This window comes from Gemmiger sp. An194 (assembly GCF_002160145.1).
GTDB lineage: Bacteria > Bacillota > Clostridia > Oscillospirales > Ruminococcaceae > Allofournierella.
Window position 1 is genome coordinate 1 of the sequence record NZ_NFKA01000023.1, and the last position, 22185, is coordinate 22185.

Here is a 22185-nt window from a genome sequence, read left to right on the forward strand (position 1 = left end):
GCGCTTCGCTTTTTTGCTGCGTTGGAATGGGTCAGTCCTCCGGCCGCTTGAGGCGGCGGGGGCGGCGCGGGGCCAGAAAGTCCACGGCGGTGGCTGGGTCAAAGGGGCGGCTGGTCTGCTGGAGCCAGGCGGGCATGTGGTACTTCTGCGCCTGTGCTGTGGGGGCCGCATCCTCCCAGCGGCGGTGGGTCAGCCAGCGGGCCGGGTGGGGGATATACCGCCCGCCTGCCTCCTTCCAGGGGGCGCTTTCGCATTGGGTGGAAAGTGCTGCCAGCATGGTGTTTACCAGTTCCTGACTGGGCCGCAGGGCCTTCCAGGCTAAAAGAGCGGCCCGTTTGTCCGCCTTGCGGGGATAGGCCTGCCAGAACCGCTCAAAGCCGGCTGGCGTATCGGCCGAGAGCTGTTTGGACTTGGGTTCAGTCTTCGGTGTGTCGTTCCCCAATTTCTCAGAGGAGGGGGAAGACGCACGTCCGCCGCAGGCGGTGTATGTGTGTTGGGTATCTTCTTGGATATCTTTTTGGGTATCTTTTATAGCTCTTGCGGATTCATCACTTGAATGTTCCGAATTCGTTTGTTGCAAGTGACGATTTTGAAACATGGAAGCAGCGGATTCGCTGACTGCATACCACAGGGTGCGGTCAAAGGCGAAACGGCCGAAGCGGCCCTCTATAAGTGCGCCCTGCCGGACAAGACTTTTCAGCAGGCGGCGGATCTGGGGCACGCTCCAGAAGGAAAAATGTTCCGCCAGACGGGCGGCGCTGGCGTACATCCAGCAGCGGCCTTCTTTCTGGCAGTCCGGGTTCGACTGGTTTTTCTCACACCAGAACCGGATGTGATCCAAAAGAATTGCCTCCTCCACGCCGTAGCGGGCGGCGGCTTCGGTATCAAAGGAATAACGCATGTGTGACCCTCCTTTTTGAAAATAGACCGGGAAAACAAAAACCGCCCCCGGCGCGCCTGTGTTTGCACAAGGCGCACCGGATGACGGTTTGCAAAAAAGGCGGGGCCTGCACCGGCTCCGCCTGATCTTTTCAGTATACAGAATAGCACAGGATGAACCGGGCTTGCCAAGGGTCAAAATGTAAAAAAATCCGGGCTTTCCGGGTCAAAATCGGGATTTAGCCGGGCTTTTCGCGGTGGAGGGAAGGAGGGCGCAAAAAAAGCCCCGCGCGGCGTTGAAACGGGCGCGGGACGAGAGGGGTGGAGTAAAATTATTTTGCGGGGGTGGGGTCCTCCGGCTTCGGGGCGCTGCCCCGGGCCGAGAATTCGCAGCCGCACCAGTCCTGCCGGTAGAGGCCGTACTGGGCCGAAAGCTCCAGGCTGCGCTTGTGGCCCTCCTTGCGCTTGAACTCGTTGGGCAGATGGCGCACGCCGTATTTTTCTTCCAGCTCCCGGCCGATGGCGTTGATCTTCTCCGCGTCCTTGCGGGGGCTGATCGAGAGGGTGGAGCAGAACCAGTCAAAGCCATGCTCGGCGGCGTATTTGGCCGCGTGCTCCATCCGCAGCCGGTAGCACACGGTGCAGCGGCCGCCCCGCTCCGGCTCTGTTTCCAGCCCGGCCACGGCGGTGTAGAATTCGCTCTGGTCGTAGCCCTCCTCCACCAGCGTGATGCCCGGCAGCTTTGCCTGCTTCACGAACTGGTGCAGCTCGTCCGCCCGGCGGCGGTACTCGGATGCGGGCCAGATGTTCGGGTTATAATAAAGAATGGTGATGTCGAAAAAGCCGCACAGCATCTCCAGCACGGCGCTGGAGCAGGGGGCGCAGCAGGCGTGCAGCAGAAGGCGGGGGCGGCGCTCGCCCAGGCTCAGCAGCACCTGTTCCATCATTTTCGGGTAGTTGGGGCGGTTTGCCATAGGGAAAAATCTCCTTTTTGCGGGCCTTTTGGGGAACGGCCCTTCGGCGCTTATTGTATCACGTTTTGCGCCCTTGCGCCAGCGTCCGGCCCGGCAAAATGGACCTGCGCCTGGTCCAGCAGAGCGCGCAAAGAAAGCGGCGGGGCACCGGCGGCAGCCGGTATAAAGTCCGCCACGGTCCGGGCCAGTGCGTCCGGGTTCGCCTCTGCCTGCAGGCAGAGCACCTGCCGGGGAAACGCCCGGGCCAGCTGCCGGTAGAAGGCCCGCTGCCGGGGCACCAGCAGCAGGTTGGAGTCAAAGGCTCCCCGCACCCGGGCGGTGTCGCCGTCCCGGCGGCGGCGCAGCACCGGCTCCTCGGCGTACAGATACACCACCCCGTTTGCCAGCGGAGCATCGCCGGATTCGGCAAGCACCCGGGCGCAAAAGCGGGGGAGCACCTCCCACTCCAGCCCGTGGGCCCGGGGGTAGACCGCCGTGTGGGCGATCACATCCAGCACCCCCATGTCGTTGAGGCGGATGCTCCCCGAAGCCGGTTCAGCGGTTTGGTACCGGCGCAGGGTATTGCGGAAAAACCACAGCTGCTTTTCCAGAAAGTCCTCCGGGGTGTGCCAGTGAAGGTAAGGGTTCGGGATGGTGGCCAGCAGCTCCGGTACGCACACCGCGCCGGGCAGCGCGGCGAACAGGCGGCGGGCCAGCGTGGTCTTGCCCACCGCGCTGGGGCCGTCCAGATCAAGAATCATGGCAATCTCTCCTTTATAATAATATGGTCAGTTGAGCACTTACATCTGAAGAAAAGTATACTGCAAAATCCGCTTTTCGCAAAATGTTTATAGGCCTATCACGAATTATCCACAATTTGCCTGTAAGATAATAAGCGTAGACCGAAGGAAAGACAATCGTCTTTCAAAACCCGGTATTACTGACGCGGCAGGGCGGCCAGGGCCGAATTGCTGCCCGCCGCGCACTTACACTGGAGCCCGGCGATGCGAGGCATTGCAGTGCCGAGCCGGGACCAGACAACCATCTCCGTTTTCCTCTGTAAAGGAAAGCTTCCTTATAATCGCTGTTGCAAAGCCAGCCCGGCAGAAATGCCGGGCTGACTTTGCGTTTTGCGGTAAAATCTGCTACAATAGCCCCTAGGCAACACCACACAATTCACGCCGAACGGCTCAGGCGGCGTATCACGCCAAAATTTTCCGTGCTATTTTCCAAAAATGCGCGCCAAGCCACCAAGGCTTGGCTGTGCTTTTTGGTTCATATCACAAAAAATTTTCCGGCGTGCTCCACTATCTGGAATTGTGCGGTATTGCCTTTGTATCCCAAAAGCAATGAACACAGAAAGTGAGACATACAATATGACCAAGGAAAAGATCGCCCGCATCAACGAGCTGGCCAAAAAATCCCGCACCGAGGAAGGCCTCACCGAGGCGGAAAAGGCCGAGCAGGCCGCCCTGCGCCGGGAGTACATCGACGAGATGAAGCAGAGCCTGCGCAGCCAGCTGGACAACGCCGACTACATCGACGACAAGGGCGTGCGCCGCCCGGTGTCCGACCTGAAAAAAACGAAGAACTGATAAAACAGGCAGCAGCCTGCAAAAAGCCCGTACAACCACTGGTCAACGGGCTTTTGCTATGTTATAATAAAGCGGTGAATCGAATGATCCGGTTCGGTTCGCACAAAGAGAGGAAGGATTCAACGTGACCAAAGCCCTGATCCGGCTTTTTGTGAAAAACCATGAGAACACCCGCGACCCCGCCGTGCGCGGCGCCTACGGCCGCATGGCCGGTGTGGTGGGTATCTGCTGCAACCTGGCCCTGTTCGCGGGCAAGTTCATCGCGGGCACCGTGTTCGGCAGCATCGCCATCGCGGCGGACGCCATCAACAACTTGTCCGACGCGTCCTCCAACATTGTGAGCCTGATCGGCTTCAAGCTGGCGGAAAAGCCCGCCGACGAGGACCACCCCTACGGCCACGCCCGGTTTGAGTATCTGGCGGGTCTGGCGGTGGCGGTGATGGTGCTGGTCATCGGCGTGGAGCTGGCCAAGAACAGTCTGGACAAGATCCTGCATCCCACTCCGGTAGTGTTCAGCTGGCTGTCGGTGGCGGTGCTGGCGGCGTCCATTCTGGTGAAGCTGTGGATGGCGGTGTTCAATACCCACATCGGCAAGCTGATCGATTCCTCCACCCTGCAGGCCACCGCGGCGGACAGCCGCAACGACGTGCTCAGCACCGGCGCGGTGCTGCTGGCCACCCTGATCAGCCGGTTCACCCCGCTGGAGCTGGATGGCTGGATGGGCCTTGCGGTGGCGGCGTTCATTCTGTACAGCGGCGCGGGCCTCATCAAGGAAACGCTGGACCCCCTGCTGGGTCAGGCACCGGACGAGGCGCTGGTGCATTACATCCACGACAAGGTGATGAGTTACCCGGGCGTGCTGGGCACCCATGACCTGATGGTGCACGACTACGGCCCCGGCCGTCAGTTCGCCAGCGTGCATGTGGAGATGGCCGCTGAGGGCGACGTGATGGAAAGCCACGATGTGATCGACAACATCGAGCAGGACTTCTGGGACAAGGACCACCTGCATGTGGTGATCCACTTCGACCCCATCATCACCAGCGACGAAAAGGTGAACGACGCCCGCCACTGGCTGGGCGAGCTGGTGAAGGAGATCGACCCGGCGCTGACCATCCACGATCTGCGCATGGTGGCGGGCCCCACCCACACCAACCTGATCTTCGACTGCGTGACCCCCGCGGGCTTCGAGATGGACGAGGCCGACCTGAAACAGGCCATCAAGCAGGCGGTGCGCAGCCGCCGACCGGATTATTTCTGCGTCATCACGGTGGAGAGCGGCTACGCCTCCATCCCCCATTGATTGGGCATTTTATAAAGGAAAGAAGCGATTCGGCATGGAATTCCGTTATTCAAACAAGGTCAAACAGATGAAACCCAGCATCATCCGCGAGCTGCTCAAGCAGATGAGCGACCCGCAGCTGATCAGCTTTGCGGGCGGCAACCCGGCGGCGGACAGCTTCCCCGCGGACACCATCCGCAAATTCAGCGACGAGCTGCTGGCCACCGACCCGGTGGGCATGCTGCAGTATTCCGTCACCGAGGGCTACGGCCCCCTGCGCAAAGCCGCCCGGGACTACGCCAACCGTCAGTGGCCGGTGGTGAGCGATGCGGATGATCTCATTATCACCAGCGGCAGCCAGCAGATCATCGAGTTTATGACAAAGCTGCTCTGCAACGAGGGCGATGTGATCGCGGTGGAGGAGCCCGCCTTTCTGGGCGCCTACAATTCCATGCGCAGTTTCGGCGCGCGGCTGGCCGGTGTGCCTCTGGAGGCGGACGGCGTGAATCTGGAGGCTTTGGAACAGGTCTTCCGGGATCAGCAGCCCAAGTTCTTCTACTGCATTCCCAACTTCCAGAACCCCACCGGCTACACCACCAGCCTGGCAAAGCGCAAGGCCATCTACGAGCTGGCGGTGCGCTACGGCGTGCCGGTGCTGGAGGATGACCCCTACGGCGCGCTGCGCATCTCCGGCGAAGCGGTGCCGCCTATCAAGCACTTCGACACCACCGGAGCGGTGGTGTATGCCGGGTCCTTCAGCAAGGTGCTCTGCCCGGGCATGCGTCTGGCCTTCTGCGCCGGTGCGCCGGAGCTCATCGGCAAGATGGTGGTGGCAAAGCAGGGCAGTGATGTACACACCAACGTGTGGGCCCAGCGGGTCTGCGAGCGGATTCTGACCCAGACCGATCTGGACGCCCATCTGGCCCGCCTGCAGGACATCTACCGGGACAAGGCCAATTACATGATGGCGGAAATGGACGAAAAACTGGCCGGCCGGCTGACCTACATCAAGCCCGAGGGCGGCATGTTCATCTGGGCCACCCTGCCCGAAATAGTGGACACCGATGCCTTCGTGAAAAAGTGCCTGGAGCACAAGCTGGCGGTGGTGCCGGGCAGCGCCTTCTACACCACCGATGCCGACTGCCCCAGCGTGCGGCTGAATTTCTCCACCCCCTCGAAGGAGCAGATCAAGCAGGGCGTGGAGATCATGGACAAGGTTCTGCGGGAGCTGGGCGCGTAACGCGCTTTCCCCGATTCCCCCCAAACGAGAGAAAGAGAGGACAAGCCGATGGAAAAGATCAAGATGACCACCCCCCTGGTGGAGATGGACGGCGACGAGATGACCCGCGTGCTGTGGCAGTGGATCAAGGAGGAGCTGCTGTGCCCCTTTGTGGAGCTGAACACCGAATATTACGACCTGGGCCTGCCCAACCGAGACGCCACCGGCGACCAGGTGACCATGGACGCGGCGCTGGCCAACAAGAAGTACGGCGTGTCGGTCAAGTGCGCCACCATCACCCCCAACGCCCAGCGTATGACCGAGTATGACCTGCACGAGATGTGGAAGAGCCCCAACGGCACCATCCGCGCCGTGCTGGACGGCACCGTGTTCCGCGCGCCCATCCTGCTGGACTGCATCAAGCCGGTGGTCAAGACCTGGAAAAAGCCCATCACCATCGCCCGTCATGCCTACGGCGATGTGTACAAGGGCACCGAGTTCCGCATCCCCGGCCCGGGCAAGGCCGAGCTGGTGTTCACCGGCGCGGACGGCACCGAAATGCGCCAGACCATCTACGATTTCGAGTGCGCAGGCGTTCTGCAGGGCACCTACAACAAGGATACCTCCATCGAGAGCTTTGCCCGCAGCTGCTTTAACTACGCATTGTCCACCAAACAGGACCTGTGGTTCTCCACCAAGGATACCATCAGCAAGAAATACGACCACACCTTCAAGGACATCTTTGCCGAGATCTACGACAAGGAGTATAAGGAGCAGTTCGAGGCCGCGGGCATCGAATACTTCTACACCCTGATCGACGACGCGGTGGCCCGCGTGGTGCGCAGCGAGGGCGGCTTCATCTGGGCCTGCAAGAACTACGACGGCGACGTGATGAGCGACATGGTCTCCACCGCCTTCGGCAGCCTGGCCATGATGACCAGCGTGCTGGTCAGCCCGGACGGCAACTACGAGTACGAGGCCGCCCACGGCACCGTGACCCGCCACTACTACCGCTACCTGAAGGGCGAGAGCACCTCCACCAACCCCATGGCCACCATCTTCGCCTGGACCGGCGCGCTGGCAAAGCGGGGCGAGCTGGACGGCAACGAGGCTCTGGTGAAGTTCGCCAAGACTCTGGAAGCCGCCTGCCTGGACACTTTGGCCAGCGGCGTGATGACCAAGGACCTGTGCGGCCTGGCCGAGGGCGTGGAAACCAAGCCCGTGGACAGCCTGGAGTTCATCCGCGCCATCCGCGCCAACCTGGAAGCCAAGCTGGCCTGAGCGCAGGTTTAAACGAGTAAGAAAAGAACCGCCCCGGCGGCCGAAGAGTTCGGCTGCCGGGGCGGTTTTGCGCTTTGTTATGGGGTCACGGATAACTGCATCCCGTGACCGGCGCGGTCGTTGGGGATGGAGGAAAACCCGAGGGATTCATAAAATGGCTCTTTGCCGCCCGCGCTGACCAGGGCAATGGTGCAGCGCTCTCCATCGGCAAGGGTCTGCCGGGCATGGGCAATGGTCCGACGGACCAGTTCGCCGCCGATGCCTTTGCCCTGACAGTCCGGTACAACCGCCACATCACACAGAAGATAATAGATGCCGTCGCCCACAAGGCGGGCCATGCCCACCGGCTTGCCGTTCTCAAAGGCGGCCACATTGTACGCAGCGGCATTCAGGGCTCGCTCCAGCTGCGGGGCGGAAAATTCGCTCCAGCCCACGGCGGTGCGAATCCGGTTGACGACCTCCCCCGAAAGGGTATTTTCCCGATAAACGATCATGCAGAACACCTCCGAAAAAAGATTGCATCCATTCTACCTCAAAAAGGCGGACCAGGCAAGGAGAGGGCAGAGGAACTCTGTTCCGAAGCAAGCAGCGTGACCGTGAGCAGACCCTTTTGCTGGCGGTGACGGGCGTATTCCACAAGCTTTTGTGTATTGCTTGCCGGATGCAGCATATAGGCGATCAGGCAGTCGGCATGGTCAAGTACGTAGCGATTTGCCCGGATGATGGAGACTTTGCGGGGGACCATCTCCATACCCGGCGGATAATATGCGCCATCGAAACCAGCCGGAAGCTCGACCGGCCGTTCTGCGGGGTGGTAGGGCAGCAAAAGAAGCAGCGAGACGCTGGGGTGTGTCTGTTTGGCGGCAATCACAGCCTCTGCGGCAAGGTGGTCGAACCTGCCGTAATGACCGACGATAAATTCTGTTACCCCCAGCGTCAGAATGTGCCGTTCCACTTCCGCTCGCAGTATCGGGCCGATTTCAATGGGGGCATCCCGGTGGCCCACAAAAAAGCATGTTTTCCTGCACATCACTCTATCACCAACCCTTTTGAGTTATATTAACTCAAAAGGGTTAAACTTTTCAAGAGGAAACGGGTATCATTTTTTAAAAGTGAGGTGATGCCCGTGAACATTGGCGAAGCGGTGAGGGAACGCATTCTGGAATTGTGCCGGGAGCGGGAACTTTCCATCAATAAGCTGTGCAGCATGAGCGGCGTCACCCAGTCCACGGTGAACAACATCATCAGCGGCCGCAACCGCAGCGCCACCGTGTCCACCATTCAGAAGCTGTGCGACGGGCTGGGCATCACCATCGAGGAGTTTTTCCATTCCCCGCTGTTCCGGGGCCTGGAACAGGAACTGCAATAAACAAAAGCGCCGCCTCCATTGGTCATTTCCAATGGGGGCGGCGCTTTGTTGTGTCAGACGCTCGCCTCCAGCCGGGCGAGGGCGGCGGCGAACACCGGGTGGTCCATTAGGGAGCGGTATTTTTCCTCCTTGTGGATTTCATCCAGCAGCAGGCGGCGCAGCTCCCGGTGGCTGGCCTGGGCGCTTTCCGGGTGCTTGGCGGTCACGCCCGGGGCGAAGATGTCCGCCCGGGGAAAGGCGGGCGGGCCGGTGAGCACCTCCACATACTGCGCAAAGCAGGTGGCGGCTTCGTCCGGCTGGCCCTCCTGCAGGCACAGCTCCATGGCAAGGCCTGCGCTCATGTCCGGAAAATCGAAGGCCCGGGCCAGCGCTCCATAGGCCTCGCACACCGCCCGCTGACGCTCCGGTTCCGGCAGCAGCTTCGGGTTCATCATCGTGGCCAGCAGGCTCTGGGTCTGGCTGATGAGCTTATACAGCTGCTTCTGGATGGTTTCCAGCGCCTTGCCGGGCTGGCCTGTCTTCAGGTAATACTGGGCCCAGGCCCCGGTGGGGTCGCCCACCCGCTCGGGCAGCTGGCGCAGCAGCGCCGCGCCCTGTTCCGGGTCGCCGTCCGTGAGCTCCAGCACCGCCAGCCCGATGGTGGCGGTCTGCCAGTAGGCCGCGTTGCCGCTTTCACGCACCTGCTCCAGCAACTGGCGCTTGCGGGCCCGCCAGCGGGTGCGCACCTCCTCGCCCGCCGCGGGGAAGAACATGGTCAGCGCGTCATAGCTGGCCACAGCGTTGTATTGCAGGGCGGTGCAGCTGGGGTACTGATGCAGCAGCTCCTCCAGCTGCCGCTCGGCGGCCTGCCAGCCGTCCGGCTGCTGGCGCATGGCGGTTTCCAGCAGCCGGTTTATCTGCCGCACCACCTCCTCGTCGCTTAAGGTCTCTTCAAATTGCAGCAGCGCGTCCACGCTGGTGCCCAGCGCCCGGGCCAGCGGGCAGAGCAGAGTGATGTCCGGGTAGGAGGTGTCGGTCTCCCACTTGCTCACCGCCGGGGCACTTACCCCCAGCCGGGCCGCCAGCTGCTCCTGGGTCAGGCCCTTTGCCTTGCGGCGGGCCACGATAGCCGCGCCAATTTTCATCCGGTTCAGTTCCATGGTGTGCTCCTTGTTCGGGTTAAATGGGTGGATGTGCGCCGCGCTCCTTCTGCTTTTATTGTAGTGCATCCCGCCCGCCGCCACAAGCGACGGGTGGTTACGCGCCGGGCAGGTTTTTCTGCCCGCTGGTTACAAAAATGCCCCGGGCCGAAGGTCCGGGGCATGGGCAGAGAGTCAGCGGGGCTGGCGCAGCATCCGGCGCAGGGCCAGCAGCGCCGCGAACAGCACTGCCGCCACCGGCCAGATGATCCAGGTGCGGGTCCACTGGCCGGTGTAAAAGCTCACCGCCAGATAGATGGCGGTGGTCAGGCACCAGTAGAAGCCGGTAAAGGGGTCATTGCGCCGGTTTTCCGCCTTGTGTTCCCGGGTGTAGTCGCCCTCCTCCAGCAGCTTTTCGTAGGCCTCCCAGGGGCAGACCACCCGGATGATGATATAGACGCCCACAGCAATGAGGACTAAGATCAGGCAGACCGCGAACACGCAGGCCAGTTCGGCCTCCAGCGCCATGCAGAAGAACAGCGGCACCACGCTGAGAATGCACAGCACGATGCCCACCACCAGACCCGTGTGGTAAGTGGGGGCGAAGGCCTCCCGCTTGGCCTCCACGATGCCCGCCACCCCGTATTCCGTGGCGATGGGCTCCTTTTCCAAAAATTCATACCGCTCCAGCCGGATGCCGCTGGGCAGCAGGATGGCCACGCCCGCCGCCACGATCACGAACAAAAGCAGCAGGCCGATGGCGGCGACCATGTCCTCGGTGAGGGCGATGCGGCCGTGCTCCGCCATGCCGGCGATGGCGATCAGCGGCACCGGCGACAGGATGAACAGCGCCACCGCCAGCGCAATGAATTTGTGGCAGCGCTCGCTCAGGTCCATATAAGCGTTGGCCTCCTCCAGCGAGATGGGCCGGGGCGCGGGGCCCTCCTCGGGCAGAGGGGCGGCGCAGCCCTCCTCCTCGGCGGCATTGTCCTTTAATAAATAATCGGTGCTCACCCCGAACAGTTCGCTCATTTTTACGATTTTGTCCAGGTCCGGCATGGAGGCCATGGACTCCCACTTGGACACCGACTGCCGGGACACCCCCAATCGCATCGCCAGCTCCTCCTGGGACCAGCCCTGAGCCTTGCGCAGCTTCATAATTTTTTCTGCTAAGATCATATCCCACAACTCCTTCTCACGGGTTCTGTTTTGCTGCTCTCATTGTAGCAAAAGCGCCGGTTTTCCGCCACCCAGTTTGCTGTTCAATTTGTCAACCGGCGGTTGCACCGGAGGAAAACCGGCCGCGCAGGCCCGCCAATCCGGGCAAAAAGAAGCCGCCCGGCCCCATGTTACAACAGGGCCGGGCGTTGTTTTGTTTTGATGTCACATCTCTTCCAGCGGCTCGGCCAGCTGGCGCAGCAGGATCCGTTCCAGCTGGGCGGAAAGGCGGGCGGCGTCCAGCTCGCGGCGGCCGCAGTAGTCCAGCAGAATGCCGGTGAGCGCCCGGGAATTGTAATCCAGAAAGACCTCCCGGTCCGGCTGGTTCACCGCGAAGTTTGGCATAAAGCGTTCCAGCAGCCCGTTCAGAAAGACCCGCACGCAGGCGGTGAGGGCATCGGTGAAGCGCTGCCGCCGGTGGGAACAGAGCAGCTTGTGCAGCACGTCGAATTGCCCGGCGGTGTGGGCGATCAGCAGCTCCAGACCGCAGCGAAGCTGGGGCAGCTCCAGGCTCTGGCGCAGCAGCTGCTCGGTCTCGCGGCGGACAGACCATTCCATCACGTCGTTGATGTCCTGAAAATGGTAATAAAAGGTCTGGCGGGAGATGTGGCACTCCTCGATCAGCGCCTTCACGGTGATCTTGTCCACATTGCCCCGGCGCACCAGCTCCTTGAATTGGCCGGCGATCACCAGCTTCATGTCGATGGGCATAACGGGATACCTCGCAGGGATCAAAAACGATTGGGTGAATTATTTCCCATTATACCAAAAAAACAGCCGGGGAACAATTTGAATTGCCCCGGCTGCGGTAAAATTACTGGTTCCGAGTGTCCAGCTCCCGCTGGATCAGCTCATTGGCGATGGTGAAGGCCTCGATGCGCCGCTTTGCCAGCGTAAGCTGGGATTTATAGCGGGTCGGGTCTTCCTTTGCTTCAAAGGTCTTCACCGTCTGGCGAAGCTTGTGCAGGGTGGAGTCGATCTGGCGCTTTGCCTCGGTCAGCTCGTCGCGGGTGTAGTCCATGGGGTGTCCTCTCTCAAATGTCACATCTGGCCCTTCCAGACCCGGGCCAGAATATCCTTTAATACCAGCAGTGCGTCGGTGGTGTTGTAGCCGTATTCCACCTGCAGCTGGGTGAGCATCTCCCGCAGCTGGGGGGCGTAGTCCTGGATGCGCACCGTCTTGTGGTAGGTGGCCAGCACCGGGTATTTCTTGCTCCAGACCTTGTTCCAGTCGATTTTCGCCTGGGCCTCCTCGCTCACGCTGTCGATCATCTCCCGGGCCTGCTGCTCGTCAAAATCGTATTCCACCAGCTCGTCCAGCGTGATGTGGTACAAAACGGCCAGCCGCTTGGACTGGCGGATGTCCGGCAATGTTTCTCCGGTCTCCCACTTGGAGATGGTCTGGCGGGAAACGCCCAGCTTTCCGGCCACATCCTCCTGGGAAAGGCCGCTCTTTTTGCGGGCGTGATACAAACCGCTTGCAAAGCTCATGGGTAAAACCTCCTGTTGGCTTGTGTATTCTGCCCTTTCAGTATACCGCCAGCCGCGCCAAAAGGCCACCAACCAAACCTGCCGCTTTCGCCCGGTTTGTTAACATCACTTGATGAGGGCAAACCGGTAGGCCTCTTCGGTCCAGTCCAGCAGCTCGGCGTCCACCTCTTTGGGGGTCGTGAGCAGGATGTGGTGGGTCCAGCGGTTGGGGTAGGGCTCGGTGGCCACCGCCACCCGGGGGGACTCCTTATGATAGGAAAGCCCCAGGCTCACCAGCAGGTATTCCTCCGGCCAGCCTTTCACCTTGCGCCAGGGCAGCGACACCGCCGCGAACACATACCGGTTGCGCAGCGAAATCTGGGTGCGGCTCACCTTGGCGGTGAAGGCAAGGCCCCGGTCCGCAAGCCCTTGGCAAAATGCCTCGTAGATGGGCAGCATTTGGGGCATGGAGTCAAAAAACAGCAGCTCGTCGTCGGTCATGGTTGCACACCTGCCTTTTTTTCTTTATTATATCCCCGGCGGGCGGGGCGGGGCAACGGTCAGCGGTGCAGGTCCTGCCCGGCGGTCAGCGCCCGGCGGCGCAGATACAGCTTGCAGAAGCCGAAGGCGCCCACGGCGGCCAGCGCCAGGTTCAGCCAGCTGAGCTGTTGCAGATGGCTGTTGGCCAGATTGGCAAAGCCGGGCAGCACGTTAACCGCCATGATCACGCCGCAGAGGGCCAGCACGCCGTCCAGATGGCGCAGCACGCCCTCCAGATCCGAGAAGATCTCAAAGGGCTGGCCGTCCGATTTCTTTTTCAGGTAGATCCAGTTCAGGCACCGGCCCACCACCTGGATGCCGGTCTCTTCCAGAAAGGCCAGGTAGTCCGGGTCGGTCTTGCGCAGCAGCTGCAGCTGGTACTGGTATTCGCCCGGCTGGCCCTGCTCGAATTCATACACGAAGAACCCCGCCCGGCACAGCTGCCAGCCCTGGCGGCTCATCTCGTTCAGCCAGGCGATCTCCTTTTCAAAGTTCCAGATAAAAAACGTGCGGTGGATGATCTTTTTCATACCGGATTCCCTCCTGTGACCTGTTCGCCGTTTTTCACCAGCTCACGCAGCCGGGCCAGCTCGTTTTCCACGGCGGCTCGGCCCGCGGCGGTGATGCGGTATTCCTTCTTCCGACTGCCCGGGGTGCAGGGCAGCGCCTCGATCCAGCCCTTGTCCTGCAGGGTGTTCAGCGCGCCGTACAGGGTGCCCGCCGCCAGCCGCACCCGCCCGCCGGAACATTCCTCGGCCTTCTGCATGATGCCGTAGCCGTGCAGCGGCTGATACAGCGAAAGCAGAATGTAGTAAAAGGCCTCGGTCAGCGCGATGTGTTCGTTCATCTGCGGCCCTCCTTTGTTTTACTCGGGAAACGTTATATCGTCTTCCGATATAACTATATCAGGTGCCGATATACTTGTCAAGCAGTCGGGGACCGGCGACGGGATGAGAAAGGAAAAGATTGCGACAAAAATCTATGGCAAAAAGGGCGGAAAGAATGAATTAGCACTCTAAGATGTAGAGTGCTAACAATTAACAAAATGTTCATAAATCAACCAATTTTATGTCACAAACCGGCGGTAGAATATAGTTGTCAAAAGGGAACGGGAGCCAAGGCCAAAGGTCCTTGGAAGCAGACCCGGACGATTCCGATTGACAAAGCGGCGCAGCCCCCGCGTATCATGCGCGCCGCATTACAACAAAAATCTATGATAAATGGCGCGGAGCAAAGGAGCATTTTATGTTTGGTATGATTCCGTTTGGCCGTGAAGAAAACAGTTTGTTCAACTATCTGGATAATATGGAGCGCAGCCTCTTTACCGGTTTCGGTGATATGAGCCAGTTCCGCTGCGACATTCAGGATAAGGGCGATTCCTACCTGATGGAGGCGGAGCTGCCTGGCTTCAATAAGGAGGACATCGCCATCGACCTGAACGGCGACAACCTGATGATCACCGCCCGCCACAACTCCGAGAGCGGCGAGAAAGACGATAAGGGCAACTACGTGTGCCGGGAACGGAAGTTCGGCTCCTTCAGCCGGAGCTTCGACGTGAGCGGCATCGACACCACCGCCATCAAGGCCGCCTACAACAACGGCATCCTGGAGCTGACCCTGCCCAAGAAGGGCGAAGTCACCCCCGCCTCCCGCAGCATCCAGATCGAGGGTTAAGCGCACAGCAAGCCCCGCGGCAGAAAAACAAAAAAGGGCCCCGGCCAGCAAACCCGCTGGCCGGGGCCTTTTTTGTGCATGCTCGGGCAGGATGACGCATCCGGCGGGCGGAATTCCCGTCCGGTGTGCTGGAAAAATTTTTATCGACCTGCTATGATGGAGACAGAAAAAGGAGGGCGACGGAATGAGTCTGGCAAAACGAATCGCAGCCTGCCGCAAGCAGGCGGGGCTTTCGCAGGAAAAGCTGGCCGAGCGCATGGGCGTAAGCCGGCAGACGATCTCCCGCTGGGAGACCGGGGAGGCACGGCCGGATCTGGAAAAGTTTGAACAGCTGTGCAGTGTGTTTTCGGTCAGCGCCGACGCCCTGCTGTTCGGCGCTCAAAGCCAGGCGCAGCCGGGCGATCTGGAGCAGCCGGGCGATCTGGAGCAGCCGGACGGCCGGGAGCAGTCCCGGCGGGCAAAGGCACATTTTCGCATGGCGGCGGCAGTGGTTCTGGCGGCAGCGGGCGTGCTGCTGGTGGTGGCGGCGCTGCTGTTTGCTCTGATTGAAAGCCAGCAGCCCTATCAGACCTGGTATACAGCGCTGGGGCCGTACGCCAGCCACCTGTTCTGCACCTGGCGGGTGTGGCTGCTGGTGCTGGGCATCGGAATGGCCGGGGCAGGTGGAGTGTGCATCACGCGGGAATACCGACGGCTGTAACGGCGTTACAGCTCCCACACCGCCGGGCAGGTGCTGGACACCGCCACCGCGCCCGCGCCCAGTGCGTCGATCACATCCTGCTTGTCGGCGATCAGGCCGCTGGCGATGAGCGGCGCGTTCAGCTCGTGGCTTAAACGGGCGATGAGCTTCGGCATCAGGCCGGGCAGAATCTCGATGAAGTCCGCCCACTGGCTGCCGCCGCTTTTGCGCAGGCTTTGCAGAGCCATGTTATCCAGAAGGAAGGTGCGGTACACGCCCGCAAGCCCCAGGGCCTTGGCCCGCCGCACCAGCGCCGCCTTGGTGCTGATGACCCCGTCCGCCTCGGTGGCCCCGACCAGATATTCCACCGCCGCCTCCCGGGCGGAAAGGCCGTCCAGCAGGTCCACGTCCACGAAGACGGTCTTGCCCGCCTCCTTCAGCCGCCGGACGATGTCCGGGATGCTCACCACCGAGCCGTACAGCACGAACACCACCGGCTTCGGGTTTTGAAGGCAGCGGGCAAGGCCCTCCTCGTCCTTGATGGCGATGATGATGGGGTTTTCCTCCAGCAGAGCGGGCAGCGGGGTGATCATGGGGCATCCTCTTTTCGTTTGTGATGATACCTATTATAGCACTCCGCCGCCGGGCCCCACAACGCTTTGTGCGCATGGCACAAAAAGCCGGGGATATTTTTTGCGGGTCTGCCCATTGCGCCCCGGCGGCAGCGGCCTCTATAATAATAGTATGACCAATAAACGCGGCCACGGTGCCGCCAGAAAAATGCCCGGGGCTTTCGGCAGGCTCCGGCCTGTGCAAGAGTGAAGAGCAGCAGAACAAACGCCAAGGCGTGTTTCTGCTGCTCTTTTTTTGTTGGGCGCTGCCACGGCCTTCACGCCTGCCGGCTCAGGCGGCGTATCGCACCAAAATTTTCCGTGGAATTTTCCAAAAATACTCGCCAAGCCACCAAGGCTTGCCTGCGCTTTTTGGTTCATTCCGCAAAAAATTTCCGGCGCGCTCCACCACCTGAAAGGCCGTGTCACCGCCCATTGGGTGCTGCCACGACCTTCACGCCCAAAACTGCCGCCCCCGAAATTCAGCAATCAAAACGAGGTGCATGATGACAAAGCAAAGAAAATGGTTCAAACGAATCGGGCTGGCGCTGCTGGCGCTCGTGCTGGCTCTGGTGCTGGCGGTGGGTGGCTATGTACTCTACCTGCAAACCGGCTATTACCGCATTCCGGACGGGGAGGTTCTAATGGTGGAGAATCTCCAGACCGGGCAGCTGGCCCCCGGGCAGGACTACACCGCCCTGACCTACAACATCGGCTTCGGGGCCTACGAGCCGGACTACAGCTTCTTCATGGACACCGGCACCATGGCGGACGGCACTCCGGTGCAGGGCAAATGGGGCAAGGCAAAAAGCAGGGAATCGGTGCTGGTCAACACCCAGGGCGCGCTGGATACCATCGCCGCCCAGAATGCGGACTTCCTGCTGCTGCAGGAGGTGGACGTGGACGCCCACCGCAGCTACCAGGTGGACCAGCGGGCTATGCTGAAAGAGGGGCTGCCCGGCTACGGCGCGGTGTTTGCCTCCAACTTCCACACCCGGTACCTTTTGTATCCCTTCCACGACCCTCACGGCGCAGTGGACGCGGGCCTGCTCACCTTCAGCCGGTATTCGGTCAGCGAGGCGGTGCGCCGCAGCTACCCGGTGGACGAGAGCTTCTTTGTAAAATTCACCGATCTGGACCGCTGCTTTGCCCAGCTGCGCATCCCGGTGGAGGGTGGGGGTGAGCTGGTGCTCATCAACAGCCACATGTCCGCTTACGACGAGGGCGGCACCGTGCGGGCCCGCCAGCTGGAAATGCTCTGCGGCGTGATGCGTGAGGAATACGAAAAGGGCAACTACGTGATCGTGGGCGGCGACTTCAACCACGCTTTGGGCGAGGGCACGGCCGAGGCCTTTGAAAGCGGCCAGCTTCTGCCGGACTGGGTGGCCCAGCTCACCGATGAGGACCTGCCCGAGGGCTTTTCCCTCCAGCGGGCGGAGAACCAGTACCAGACCCCCACCTGCCGCACGGCAGACATTCCCTGGGAGCCGGGGGTCAACTACACCACCGTGCTGGACGGGTTTATCGTTTCGGATAACATCACCGCCACGGCGGAACATATCGACACCAATTTTGCTTACAGCGACCACAACCCGGTGAAGCTCACCTTCCGGCTGGGTCAGGCTGCGGAATAAAAGGAGGAAACAGTTATGGTAGATGTGGCAATCATCGGTTGCGGCGTGACCGGCGCGGCGGTGGCATACCACCTGGCGAAAAAGCAGGTCAGCGTGCTGATTCTGGAAGCGGAAAACGATGTGTCCATGGGCACCACCAAGGCCAACAGCGCCATTCTGCACGCGGGCTACGACCCGGAGCCCGGCACCGCCATGGCCCGGCTGAACGTGCGGGGCAGCGCAATGGCAAAGGAAATCTGCGCCGCGCTGGATGTGCCTTATAAGCAAACCGGCAGCTTCGTGGTGGCCTTCGGCCCCGAGCAGGAGAAGACCCTGCAGCGGCTGTATGAAAACGGCACCGCCAACGGGGTGCCAGGGCTGGAGATTTTAAGCGGCGAAACCGCCCGGGAGCTGGAGCCGAACCTCTCGCCGGAGATCACCGCCGCCCTGCACGCGCCCAGCGCGGCCATCGTGAGCCCCTGGGAGTTCGCGCTGGCCATGGCGGAAAACGCGGTGGAAAACGGGGCTGACCTGCACTTGGAAAGCCGGGTCACCGGCCTTGCCCCCATCGAGGGCGGCTGGAAGATCGAGACCACAAGGGGCGACTTTGAAGCCCGCTTTGTGGTGAACGCCGCCGGTGTGGACGCGGGCAAAGTGCACGCGCTGGCCGCGCCGGAGAATTTTGTGACGAAACCCTGCCGGGGCGAGTATTACCTGCTGGACAAATCCGCCGGCAATACCGTGGGCCGGGTCATCTTCCAGTGCCCCACCGCCGCGGGCAAGGGCGTGCTGGTGGCCCCCACGGTACACGGCAACTTGATCGTCGGCCCCAACGCCCAGGACATTTCCGATTCCGCCGACACAGCCACCACCGCCCAGGGCCTTGCCCAGGTGGCCCAGAGTGCACGGAAAAGCGTGCCCGGCGTGGACCTTTCCGCCTGCATCCGCAACTTTGCGGGCATTCGGGCCAACACCGACCGGCCGGACTTCGTCATCCAGTGGGCGGCCCCCGGCATGCTGGACCTGGCGGGCATGAAGAGCCCGGGCCTTTCCGCCGCTGCCGCGGTGGGCGAGGAGGCCGTGGCCCTGCTGGCCGAAGCGGGCCTTGTTCTGACGGAGAAACCGAACCCGATGACCAGACGCACCCGGATTCGCTTCAAAGAACTGACCGGCGAGGAAAAAGCGGCAATCATCGCCCGCCAGCCCAGCTATGGCCGGGTGATCTGCCGGTGCGAGACCGTGACCGAGGGCGAAATCATCGCCGCCTGCCATACGGCCATCCCACCCCGCAGCATCGACGGGGTCAAGCGCCGGGTGGGCGCGGGCATGGGCCGCTGCCAGGGCGGCTTCTGCGGGCCGCGGGTCATGGAAATTCTGAGCCGGGAACTGGGCAAGAGCCCGCTGGACATCCCGCAGGAGGGGGCGGCGAGCATTCTGCTCACCGGCCGGACGAAACAGGCAAAGGGGGACAAAACCGTATGACAGACCGGCAGGAATATGATGTAATTGTGGTGGGCGGCGGCCCGGCGGGCCTTGCAGCCGCCCTGAGCGCAAGGGAAAACGGCGCGGAGCAGGTGCTGATTCTGGAGCGGGACGAGGAGCTGGGCGGCATTCTGAACCAGTGCATCCACAACGGCTTCGGCCTGCACCATTTTAAAGAGGAGCTCACCGGCCCGGAATACGCCGGGCGGTTCATCCAGCAGCTGGAGGGCACTGGCATCGAAGTGATGCTGGGGGCCATGGTGCTGGAGGTGAACGCCCAGGCCCATACCGTGCAGGCCATCAGCAAAACCCTGGGCTACCGGCTGCTGCGGGGCAAGAGCATCCTGCTGGCCATGGGCTGCCGGGAGCGCACAAGGGGCGCCATCGGCATCCCCGGCACCCGCCCGGCGGGCGTGTTCACCGCGGGCGCGGCCCAGCGGTACGTGAACATGGAAGGCTACATGGTGGGCAAGCGGGTGCTGATCCTGGGCAGCGGCGACATCGGCCTCATCATGGCCCGCCGCATGACGCTGGAGGGCGCCAAGGTGCTGGCCTGCGTGGAGGTCATGCCCTATTCCGGCGGCCTGATGCGCAACATCGTCCAGTGCCTGCAGGACTACGATATCCCTTTGTATCTCTCCCATACCATCATCGACATTCAGGGCAAGGACCGGGTGGAGCGGGCCGTGGTGGCCAAGGTGGACGAAAACCGCCGCCCCATCCCCGGCACCGAGATGGTCTTTGACTGCGACACCATTCTTTTGAGCGTGGGCCTGATTCCGGAAAACGAGCTCACCAGCGGCGCACACATCACTCTGGACCCGCGCACCAAGGGCCCGGTGGTGTTCGAGAACATGGAGACCAGCGCCCCCGGCGTGTTCGCCTGCGGCAATGTGGTGCATGTGCACGATCTGGTGGACTTCGTCACCGCCGAGAGCCAGCGGGCCGGTGCCGCCGCCGCCCGGTATGCGCTGGGGCAGGCAAACGACGGCCCGGCGGTGGAGATCACAAACGGTGAGGGCGTGGGCTACACGGTGCCCCAGAAAGTCCGCCCGGCAGCGGTGGACAAAAAGCTGGAGATCTTCTTCCGGGTGCGCCGGGTGTACGGCAATTCGGCGGTGGTGGTCGAAAGCGAAGGCGAGCCGCTGGCCCGCTTCAAGCGGGAGCATCTGGCCCCCGGTGAGATGGAGCACATCACCCTGCCCGCCGCCTTGCTGGCAAAGGCCAAGGGCGCGCTGGAAGTGGCGGTAGAGGAGGAACAGGCATGAAGGAACTGATCTGCATCGTGTGCCCCAAGGGCTGCCGTCTGCACGTGGACGAGAACGATGGCTACAAAGTGACGGGAAATACCTGCCCACGGGGCGAAGAATATGGTAAAATAGAACTAACGAACCCCACCCGCACCATCACCAGCACGGTGGCCGTGCGGGGTGCGGCCCATCCCCGCTGCCCGGTGAAGACCACAAAGCCCATTCCCAAGGGACTGATTTTTGAGGCCATGCAGGCGCTGGACGGCCTGGAGCTGACCGCGCCGGTGGCCCTTGGCCAGGTGGCGGTGGCCAACGTGTGCGGCACCGGGGTGGACTTTGTGACCACCCGCGCGCTGGAGGCCCAGGGCGCGGCAAAGGAGGAAATGCAATGAGCAGCCGGTACATCCTTGCCCTGGACCAGGGAACCACCAGCAGCCGGGCGATTCTGTTCGACGAGGAGCAGAACATCCTGGAAATGACCCAGCGGGAGTTTGAGCAGATCTACCCCAAAGAGGGCTGGGTGGAGCACGACGCCATGGAGATCTGGTCCAGCCAGTACAGCGTGATGATGGAGGTGGTGGCAAAAAGCGGGGTGGACCCGGCGGACATCGCGGGCATCGGCATCACCAACCAGCGGGAGACCACCATCCTGTGGGAAAAGGAGACCGGCCGGCCCATCTACAACGCCATCGTGTGGCAGTGCCGCCGCACCGCCCCCATCATCGACGAGCTGGTGGCAAAGGGCTACGGTGAGACCATCCGCAAAAAGACCGGCCTTGTGCCGGACGCCTACTTCTCCGCCAGCAAGATCAAGTGGATTCTGGACCAGGTGCCCGGCAGCCGGGAAAAGGCGGCGCAGGGCGAAATCCTGTTCGGCACCGTGGACACCTGGCTGGTCTGGAAGCTCACCGGCGGCAAGGCCCACATGACCGACCGCACCAATGCCTCCCGCACCATGCTGTATAACATCGACACGCTGGACTGGGACGACGAGCTGCTGGAGCTGCTGGACATTCCCCGGGCCATGCTGCCCACCGTCTGCTCCTCCAGCGAGATCTACGGCTATACCACCATCGGCCCGGTGCAGGTGCCGGTGGCAGGCATCGCGGGCGACCAGCAGGCGGCCCTCTTCGGGCAGGGCTGCTTTGAGGCCGGGCAGGCCAAAAACACCTATGGCACCGGCTGCTTTTTGCTCATGAACACCGGCGAGACCCGCCACCAGAGCGAAAACGGCCTGCTCACCACCATTGCCGCCACCGTGAAGGGCCAGCCGGTGCAGTACGCGCTGGAGGGCAGCGTGTTCGTGGGCGGCGCGGTCATCCAGTGGCTGCGGGACGAGATGCGCTTCTTCACCGAAAGCCGGGACGCGGAGTACTACGCCCAGAAGGTGCAGGATACCGGCGGCGTGTATCTGGTGCCCGCCTTCACGGGTCTCGGCGCGCCCCACTGGGACATGTACGCCCGGGGCTGCATTGTGGGCATCACCCGGGGCACCAAGCGGGAGCACATCATCCGGGCGGCCCAGGAGTCCATCGCCTACCAGTCGGCGGATTTAGTGGCTGCCATGGAGAAGGACACCGGCATCCCCTTAAGCGTACTCAAGGTGGACGGCGGCGCCTCCCGGGACCGCTTTTTGATGCAGTTCCAGGCGGACATCCTGAACAAGGCGGTGCGCCGCCCCATGATTCGGGAGACCACCGCCCTGGGCGCGGCCTATCTGGCCGGGCTTGCCGTGGGCGTCTGGAAGGACACCGACGAGATCAGCCGCCTGTGGAGCTGCGACGTGGATTTCGCCCCCGACATGGCCGAGGACAAGCGCGCCCGGCTGCTGGCAGGCTGGCACAAGGCCGTGGGCCGCAGCCTTGACTGGGCACGGCCGGAGGACTGACCGGAAGAAACTACACAAAAATCCCCGAGGGAAAAGCCCTCGGGGATTTTTGCTGTTATGGGAG

General features: G+C 62.0%; 26 protein-coding genes. 12 read left to right on the top strand and 14 right to left on the bottom strand.

Annotation, left to right across the window (positions count from 1 at the left end; all coding sequences use genetic code 11):
- Nucleotides 1-31: 31 nt before the first annotated feature.
- The 3 genes from B5F28_RS12410 to B5F28_RS12420 all read right to left on the bottom strand — a co-directional run bounded on the left by B5F28_RS12410 (nucleotide 32) and on the right by B5F28_RS12420 (nucleotide 2593).
- Nucleotides 32-901 (bottom strand): hypothetical protein, encoded by an 870-nt coding sequence (locus B5F28_RS12410; protein ID WP_087296193.1) that lies wholly within the window; start codon nucleotides 899-901, stop codon nucleotides 32-34.
- Nucleotides 902-1211: 310 nt separating this feature from the next.
- Nucleotides 1212-1853 carry an epoxyqueuosine reductase QueH gene (locus tag B5F28_RS12415; protein ID WP_087296194.1) on the bottom strand — a complete coding sequence of 214 codons (642 nt, stop codon included), beginning with the start codon at nucleotides 1851-1853 and terminating at the stop codon, nucleotides 1212-1214.
- Nucleotides 1854-1903: 50 nt separating this feature from the next.
- A complete protein-coding gene (locus tag B5F28_RS12420) occupies nucleotides 1904-2593 on the bottom strand; it encodes a nucleoside/nucleotide kinase family protein (protein ID WP_087296195.1) in 690 nt (229 codons plus the stop codon).
- A 615-nt stretch (nucleotides 2594-3208) separates the two neighbouring features.
- Between B5F28_RS12420 and B5F28_RS12425 the strand changes: the two genes are divergently transcribed.
- From B5F28_RS12425 to B5F28_RS12440, 4 genes are all read left to right on the top strand, one after another.
- On the top strand, nucleotides 3209-3427 hold the full coding sequence (locus tag B5F28_RS12425; RefSeq protein ID WP_087184946.1) for a DUF896 domain-containing protein: 219 nt from the start codon (nucleotides 3209-3211) through the stop codon (nucleotides 3425-3427).
- 124 nt (nucleotides 3428-3551) lie between these two features.
- Nucleotides 3552-4730 (top strand): cation diffusion facilitator family transporter, encoded by a 1179-nt coding sequence (locus tag B5F28_RS12430; RefSeq protein ID WP_087296196.1) that lies wholly within the window; start codon nucleotides 3552-3554, stop codon nucleotides 4728-4730.
- Between the two features lie 67 nt (nucleotides 4731-4797).
- Nucleotides 4798-5949: an aminotransferase-like domain-containing protein gene (locus B5F28_RS12435; protein WP_247643486.1), complete on the top strand. Its 1152-nt coding sequence runs from the start codon at nucleotides 4798-4800 to the stop codon at nucleotides 5947-5949.
- A 48-nt stretch (nucleotides 5950-5997) separates the two neighbouring features.
- The gene (locus tag B5F28_RS12440) at nucleotides 5998-7209 is read left to right on the top strand and encodes an NADP-dependent isocitrate dehydrogenase (RefSeq protein WP_087296198.1); all 1212 of its coding nucleotides are present in this window, start codon (nucleotides 5998-6000) and stop codon (nucleotides 7207-7209) included.
- 77 nt (nucleotides 7210-7286) lie between these two features.
- Here B5F28_RS12440 and B5F28_RS12445 read toward each other — a convergent pair whose 3' ends face one another.
- Nucleotides 7287-7703, bottom strand: coding sequence for a GNAT family N-acetyltransferase (locus B5F28_RS12445; protein ID WP_087296199.1), 417 nt, complete (start codon nucleotides 7701-7703; stop codon nucleotides 7287-7289).
- A 38-nt stretch (nucleotides 7704-7741) separates the two neighbouring features.
- Nucleotides 7742-8215, bottom strand: a complete 474-nt coding sequence (locus B5F28_RS12450; RefSeq protein ID WP_247643487.1) for a hypothetical protein — start codon at nucleotides 8213-8215, stop codon at nucleotides 7742-7744.
- Nucleotides 8216-8329: 114 nt separating this feature from the next.
- Here B5F28_RS12450 and B5F28_RS12455 point away from each other — a divergent pair, with 114 nt between their 5' ends.
- Nucleotides 8330-8578, top strand: coding sequence for a helix-turn-helix domain-containing protein (locus B5F28_RS12455; RefSeq protein WP_247643488.1), 249 nt, complete (start codon nucleotides 8330-8332; stop codon nucleotides 8576-8578).
- Nucleotides 8579-8631: 53 nt separating this feature from the next.
- On the opposite strand, the gene B5F28_RS12460 is transcribed toward B5F28_RS12455, so the two are convergent.
- The 8 genes from B5F28_RS12460 to B5F28_RS12495 all read right to left on the bottom strand — a co-directional run bounded on the left by B5F28_RS12460 (nucleotide 8632) and on the right by B5F28_RS12495 (nucleotide 13771).
- Nucleotides 8632-9717: a helix-turn-helix domain-containing protein gene (locus B5F28_RS12460; protein ID WP_158097603.1), complete on the bottom strand. Its 1086-nt coding sequence runs from the start codon at nucleotides 9715-9717 to the stop codon at nucleotides 8632-8634.
- A 174-nt stretch (nucleotides 9718-9891) separates the two neighbouring features.
- Complete coding sequence (locus B5F28_RS12465; protein ID WP_087296202.1) at nucleotides 9892-10875, bottom strand: helix-turn-helix domain-containing protein; 984 nt, start codon at nucleotides 10873-10875, stop codon at nucleotides 9892-9894.
- A gap of 204 nt (nucleotides 10876-11079) precedes the next feature.
- A complete protein-coding gene (locus B5F28_RS12470) occupies nucleotides 11080-11625 on the bottom strand; it encodes a TetR family transcriptional regulator (protein ID WP_087296203.1) in 546 nt (181 codons plus the stop codon).
- 103 nt (nucleotides 11626-11728) lie between these two features.
- On the bottom strand, nucleotides 11729-11935 hold the full coding sequence (locus B5F28_RS12475) for a hypothetical protein (protein WP_087296204.1): 207 nt from the start codon (nucleotides 11933-11935) through the stop codon (nucleotides 11729-11731).
- A 20-nt stretch (nucleotides 11936-11955) separates the two neighbouring features.
- Entirely contained in the window at nucleotides 11956-12405 is a 450-nt protein-coding gene (locus tag B5F28_RS12480) for a helix-turn-helix transcriptional regulator (RefSeq protein WP_087182475.1), read from the bottom strand.
- A gap of 105 nt (nucleotides 12406-12510) precedes the next feature.
- A complete protein-coding gene (locus B5F28_RS12485) occupies nucleotides 12511-12885 on the bottom strand; it encodes a DUF5655 domain-containing protein (RefSeq protein ID WP_087296205.1) in 375 nt (124 codons plus the stop codon).
- Nucleotides 12886-12944: 59 nt separating this feature from the next.
- Entirely contained in the window at nucleotides 12945-13454 is a 510-nt protein-coding gene (locus B5F28_RS12490) for a DUF2812 domain-containing protein (protein WP_087296206.1), read from the bottom strand.
- Nucleotides 13451-13771 carry a PadR family transcriptional regulator gene (locus B5F28_RS12495; protein WP_087296207.1) on the bottom strand — a complete coding sequence of 107 codons (321 nt, stop codon included), beginning with the start codon at nucleotides 13769-13771 and terminating at the stop codon, nucleotides 13451-13453. The genes B5F28_RS12490 and B5F28_RS12495 overlap by 4 nt, the downstream gene beginning before the upstream one ends.
- Nucleotides 13772-14169: 398 nt before the next feature.
- Between B5F28_RS12495 and B5F28_RS12500 the strand changes: the two genes are divergently transcribed.
- Both B5F28_RS12500 and B5F28_RS12505 read left to right on the top strand, forming a co-directional pair.
- Nucleotides 14170-14598: an Hsp20/alpha crystallin family protein gene (locus B5F28_RS12500; protein ID WP_087296208.1), complete on the top strand. Its 429-nt coding sequence runs from the start codon at nucleotides 14170-14172 to the stop codon at nucleotides 14596-14598.
- 184 nt (nucleotides 14599-14782) lie between these two features.
- A complete protein-coding gene (locus tag B5F28_RS12505) occupies nucleotides 14783-15298 on the top strand; it encodes a helix-turn-helix domain-containing protein (protein WP_087296209.1) in 516 nt (171 codons plus the stop codon).
- Nucleotides 15299-15303: 5 nt separating this feature from the next.
- Here the strand turns inward: B5F28_RS12505 and B5F28_RS12510 are convergent, their stop codons facing one another.
- The gene (locus tag B5F28_RS12510) at nucleotides 15304-15870 is read right to left on the bottom strand and encodes a glycerol-3-phosphate responsive antiterminator (RefSeq protein ID WP_087296210.1); all 567 of its coding nucleotides are present in this window, start codon (nucleotides 15868-15870) and stop codon (nucleotides 15304-15306) included.
- Between the two features lie 524 nt (nucleotides 15871-16394).
- On the opposite strand from B5F28_RS12510, the gene B5F28_RS12515 reads away from it, so the two are divergent.
- From B5F28_RS12515 to glpK, 5 genes are read left to right on the top strand one after another with little or no spacing between them, the layout of a single operon-like run.
- Nucleotides 16395-17522 carry an endonuclease/exonuclease/phosphatase family protein gene (locus tag B5F28_RS12515; RefSeq protein WP_087296211.1) on the top strand — a complete coding sequence of 376 codons (1128 nt, stop codon included), beginning with the start codon at nucleotides 16395-16397 and terminating at the stop codon, nucleotides 17520-17522.
- 15 nt (nucleotides 17523-17537) lie between these two features.
- Nucleotides 17538-18983: an NAD(P)/FAD-dependent oxidoreductase gene (locus B5F28_RS12520; RefSeq protein ID WP_087296212.1), complete on the top strand. Its 1446-nt coding sequence runs from the start codon at nucleotides 17538-17540 to the stop codon at nucleotides 18981-18983.
- Complete coding sequence (locus B5F28_RS12525; RefSeq protein ID WP_087296213.1) at nucleotides 18980-20251, top strand: NAD(P)/FAD-dependent oxidoreductase; 1272 nt, start codon at nucleotides 18980-18982, stop codon at nucleotides 20249-20251. The genes B5F28_RS12520 and B5F28_RS12525 overlap by 4 nt, the downstream gene beginning before the upstream one ends.
- Nucleotides 20248-20625: a DUF1667 domain-containing protein gene (locus B5F28_RS12530; RefSeq protein ID WP_087296214.1), complete on the top strand. Its 378-nt coding sequence runs from the start codon at nucleotides 20248-20250 to the stop codon at nucleotides 20623-20625. Before B5F28_RS12525 ends, B5F28_RS12530 begins: the two co-directional genes overlap by 4 nt.
- A complete protein-coding gene (glpK, locus tag B5F28_RS12535) occupies nucleotides 20622-22121 on the top strand; it encodes a glycerol kinase GlpK (RefSeq protein ID WP_087296215.1) in 1500 nt (499 codons plus the stop codon). The genes B5F28_RS12530 and glpK overlap by 4 nt, the downstream gene beginning before the upstream one ends.
- Nucleotides 22122-22185 lie beyond the last annotated feature (64 nt).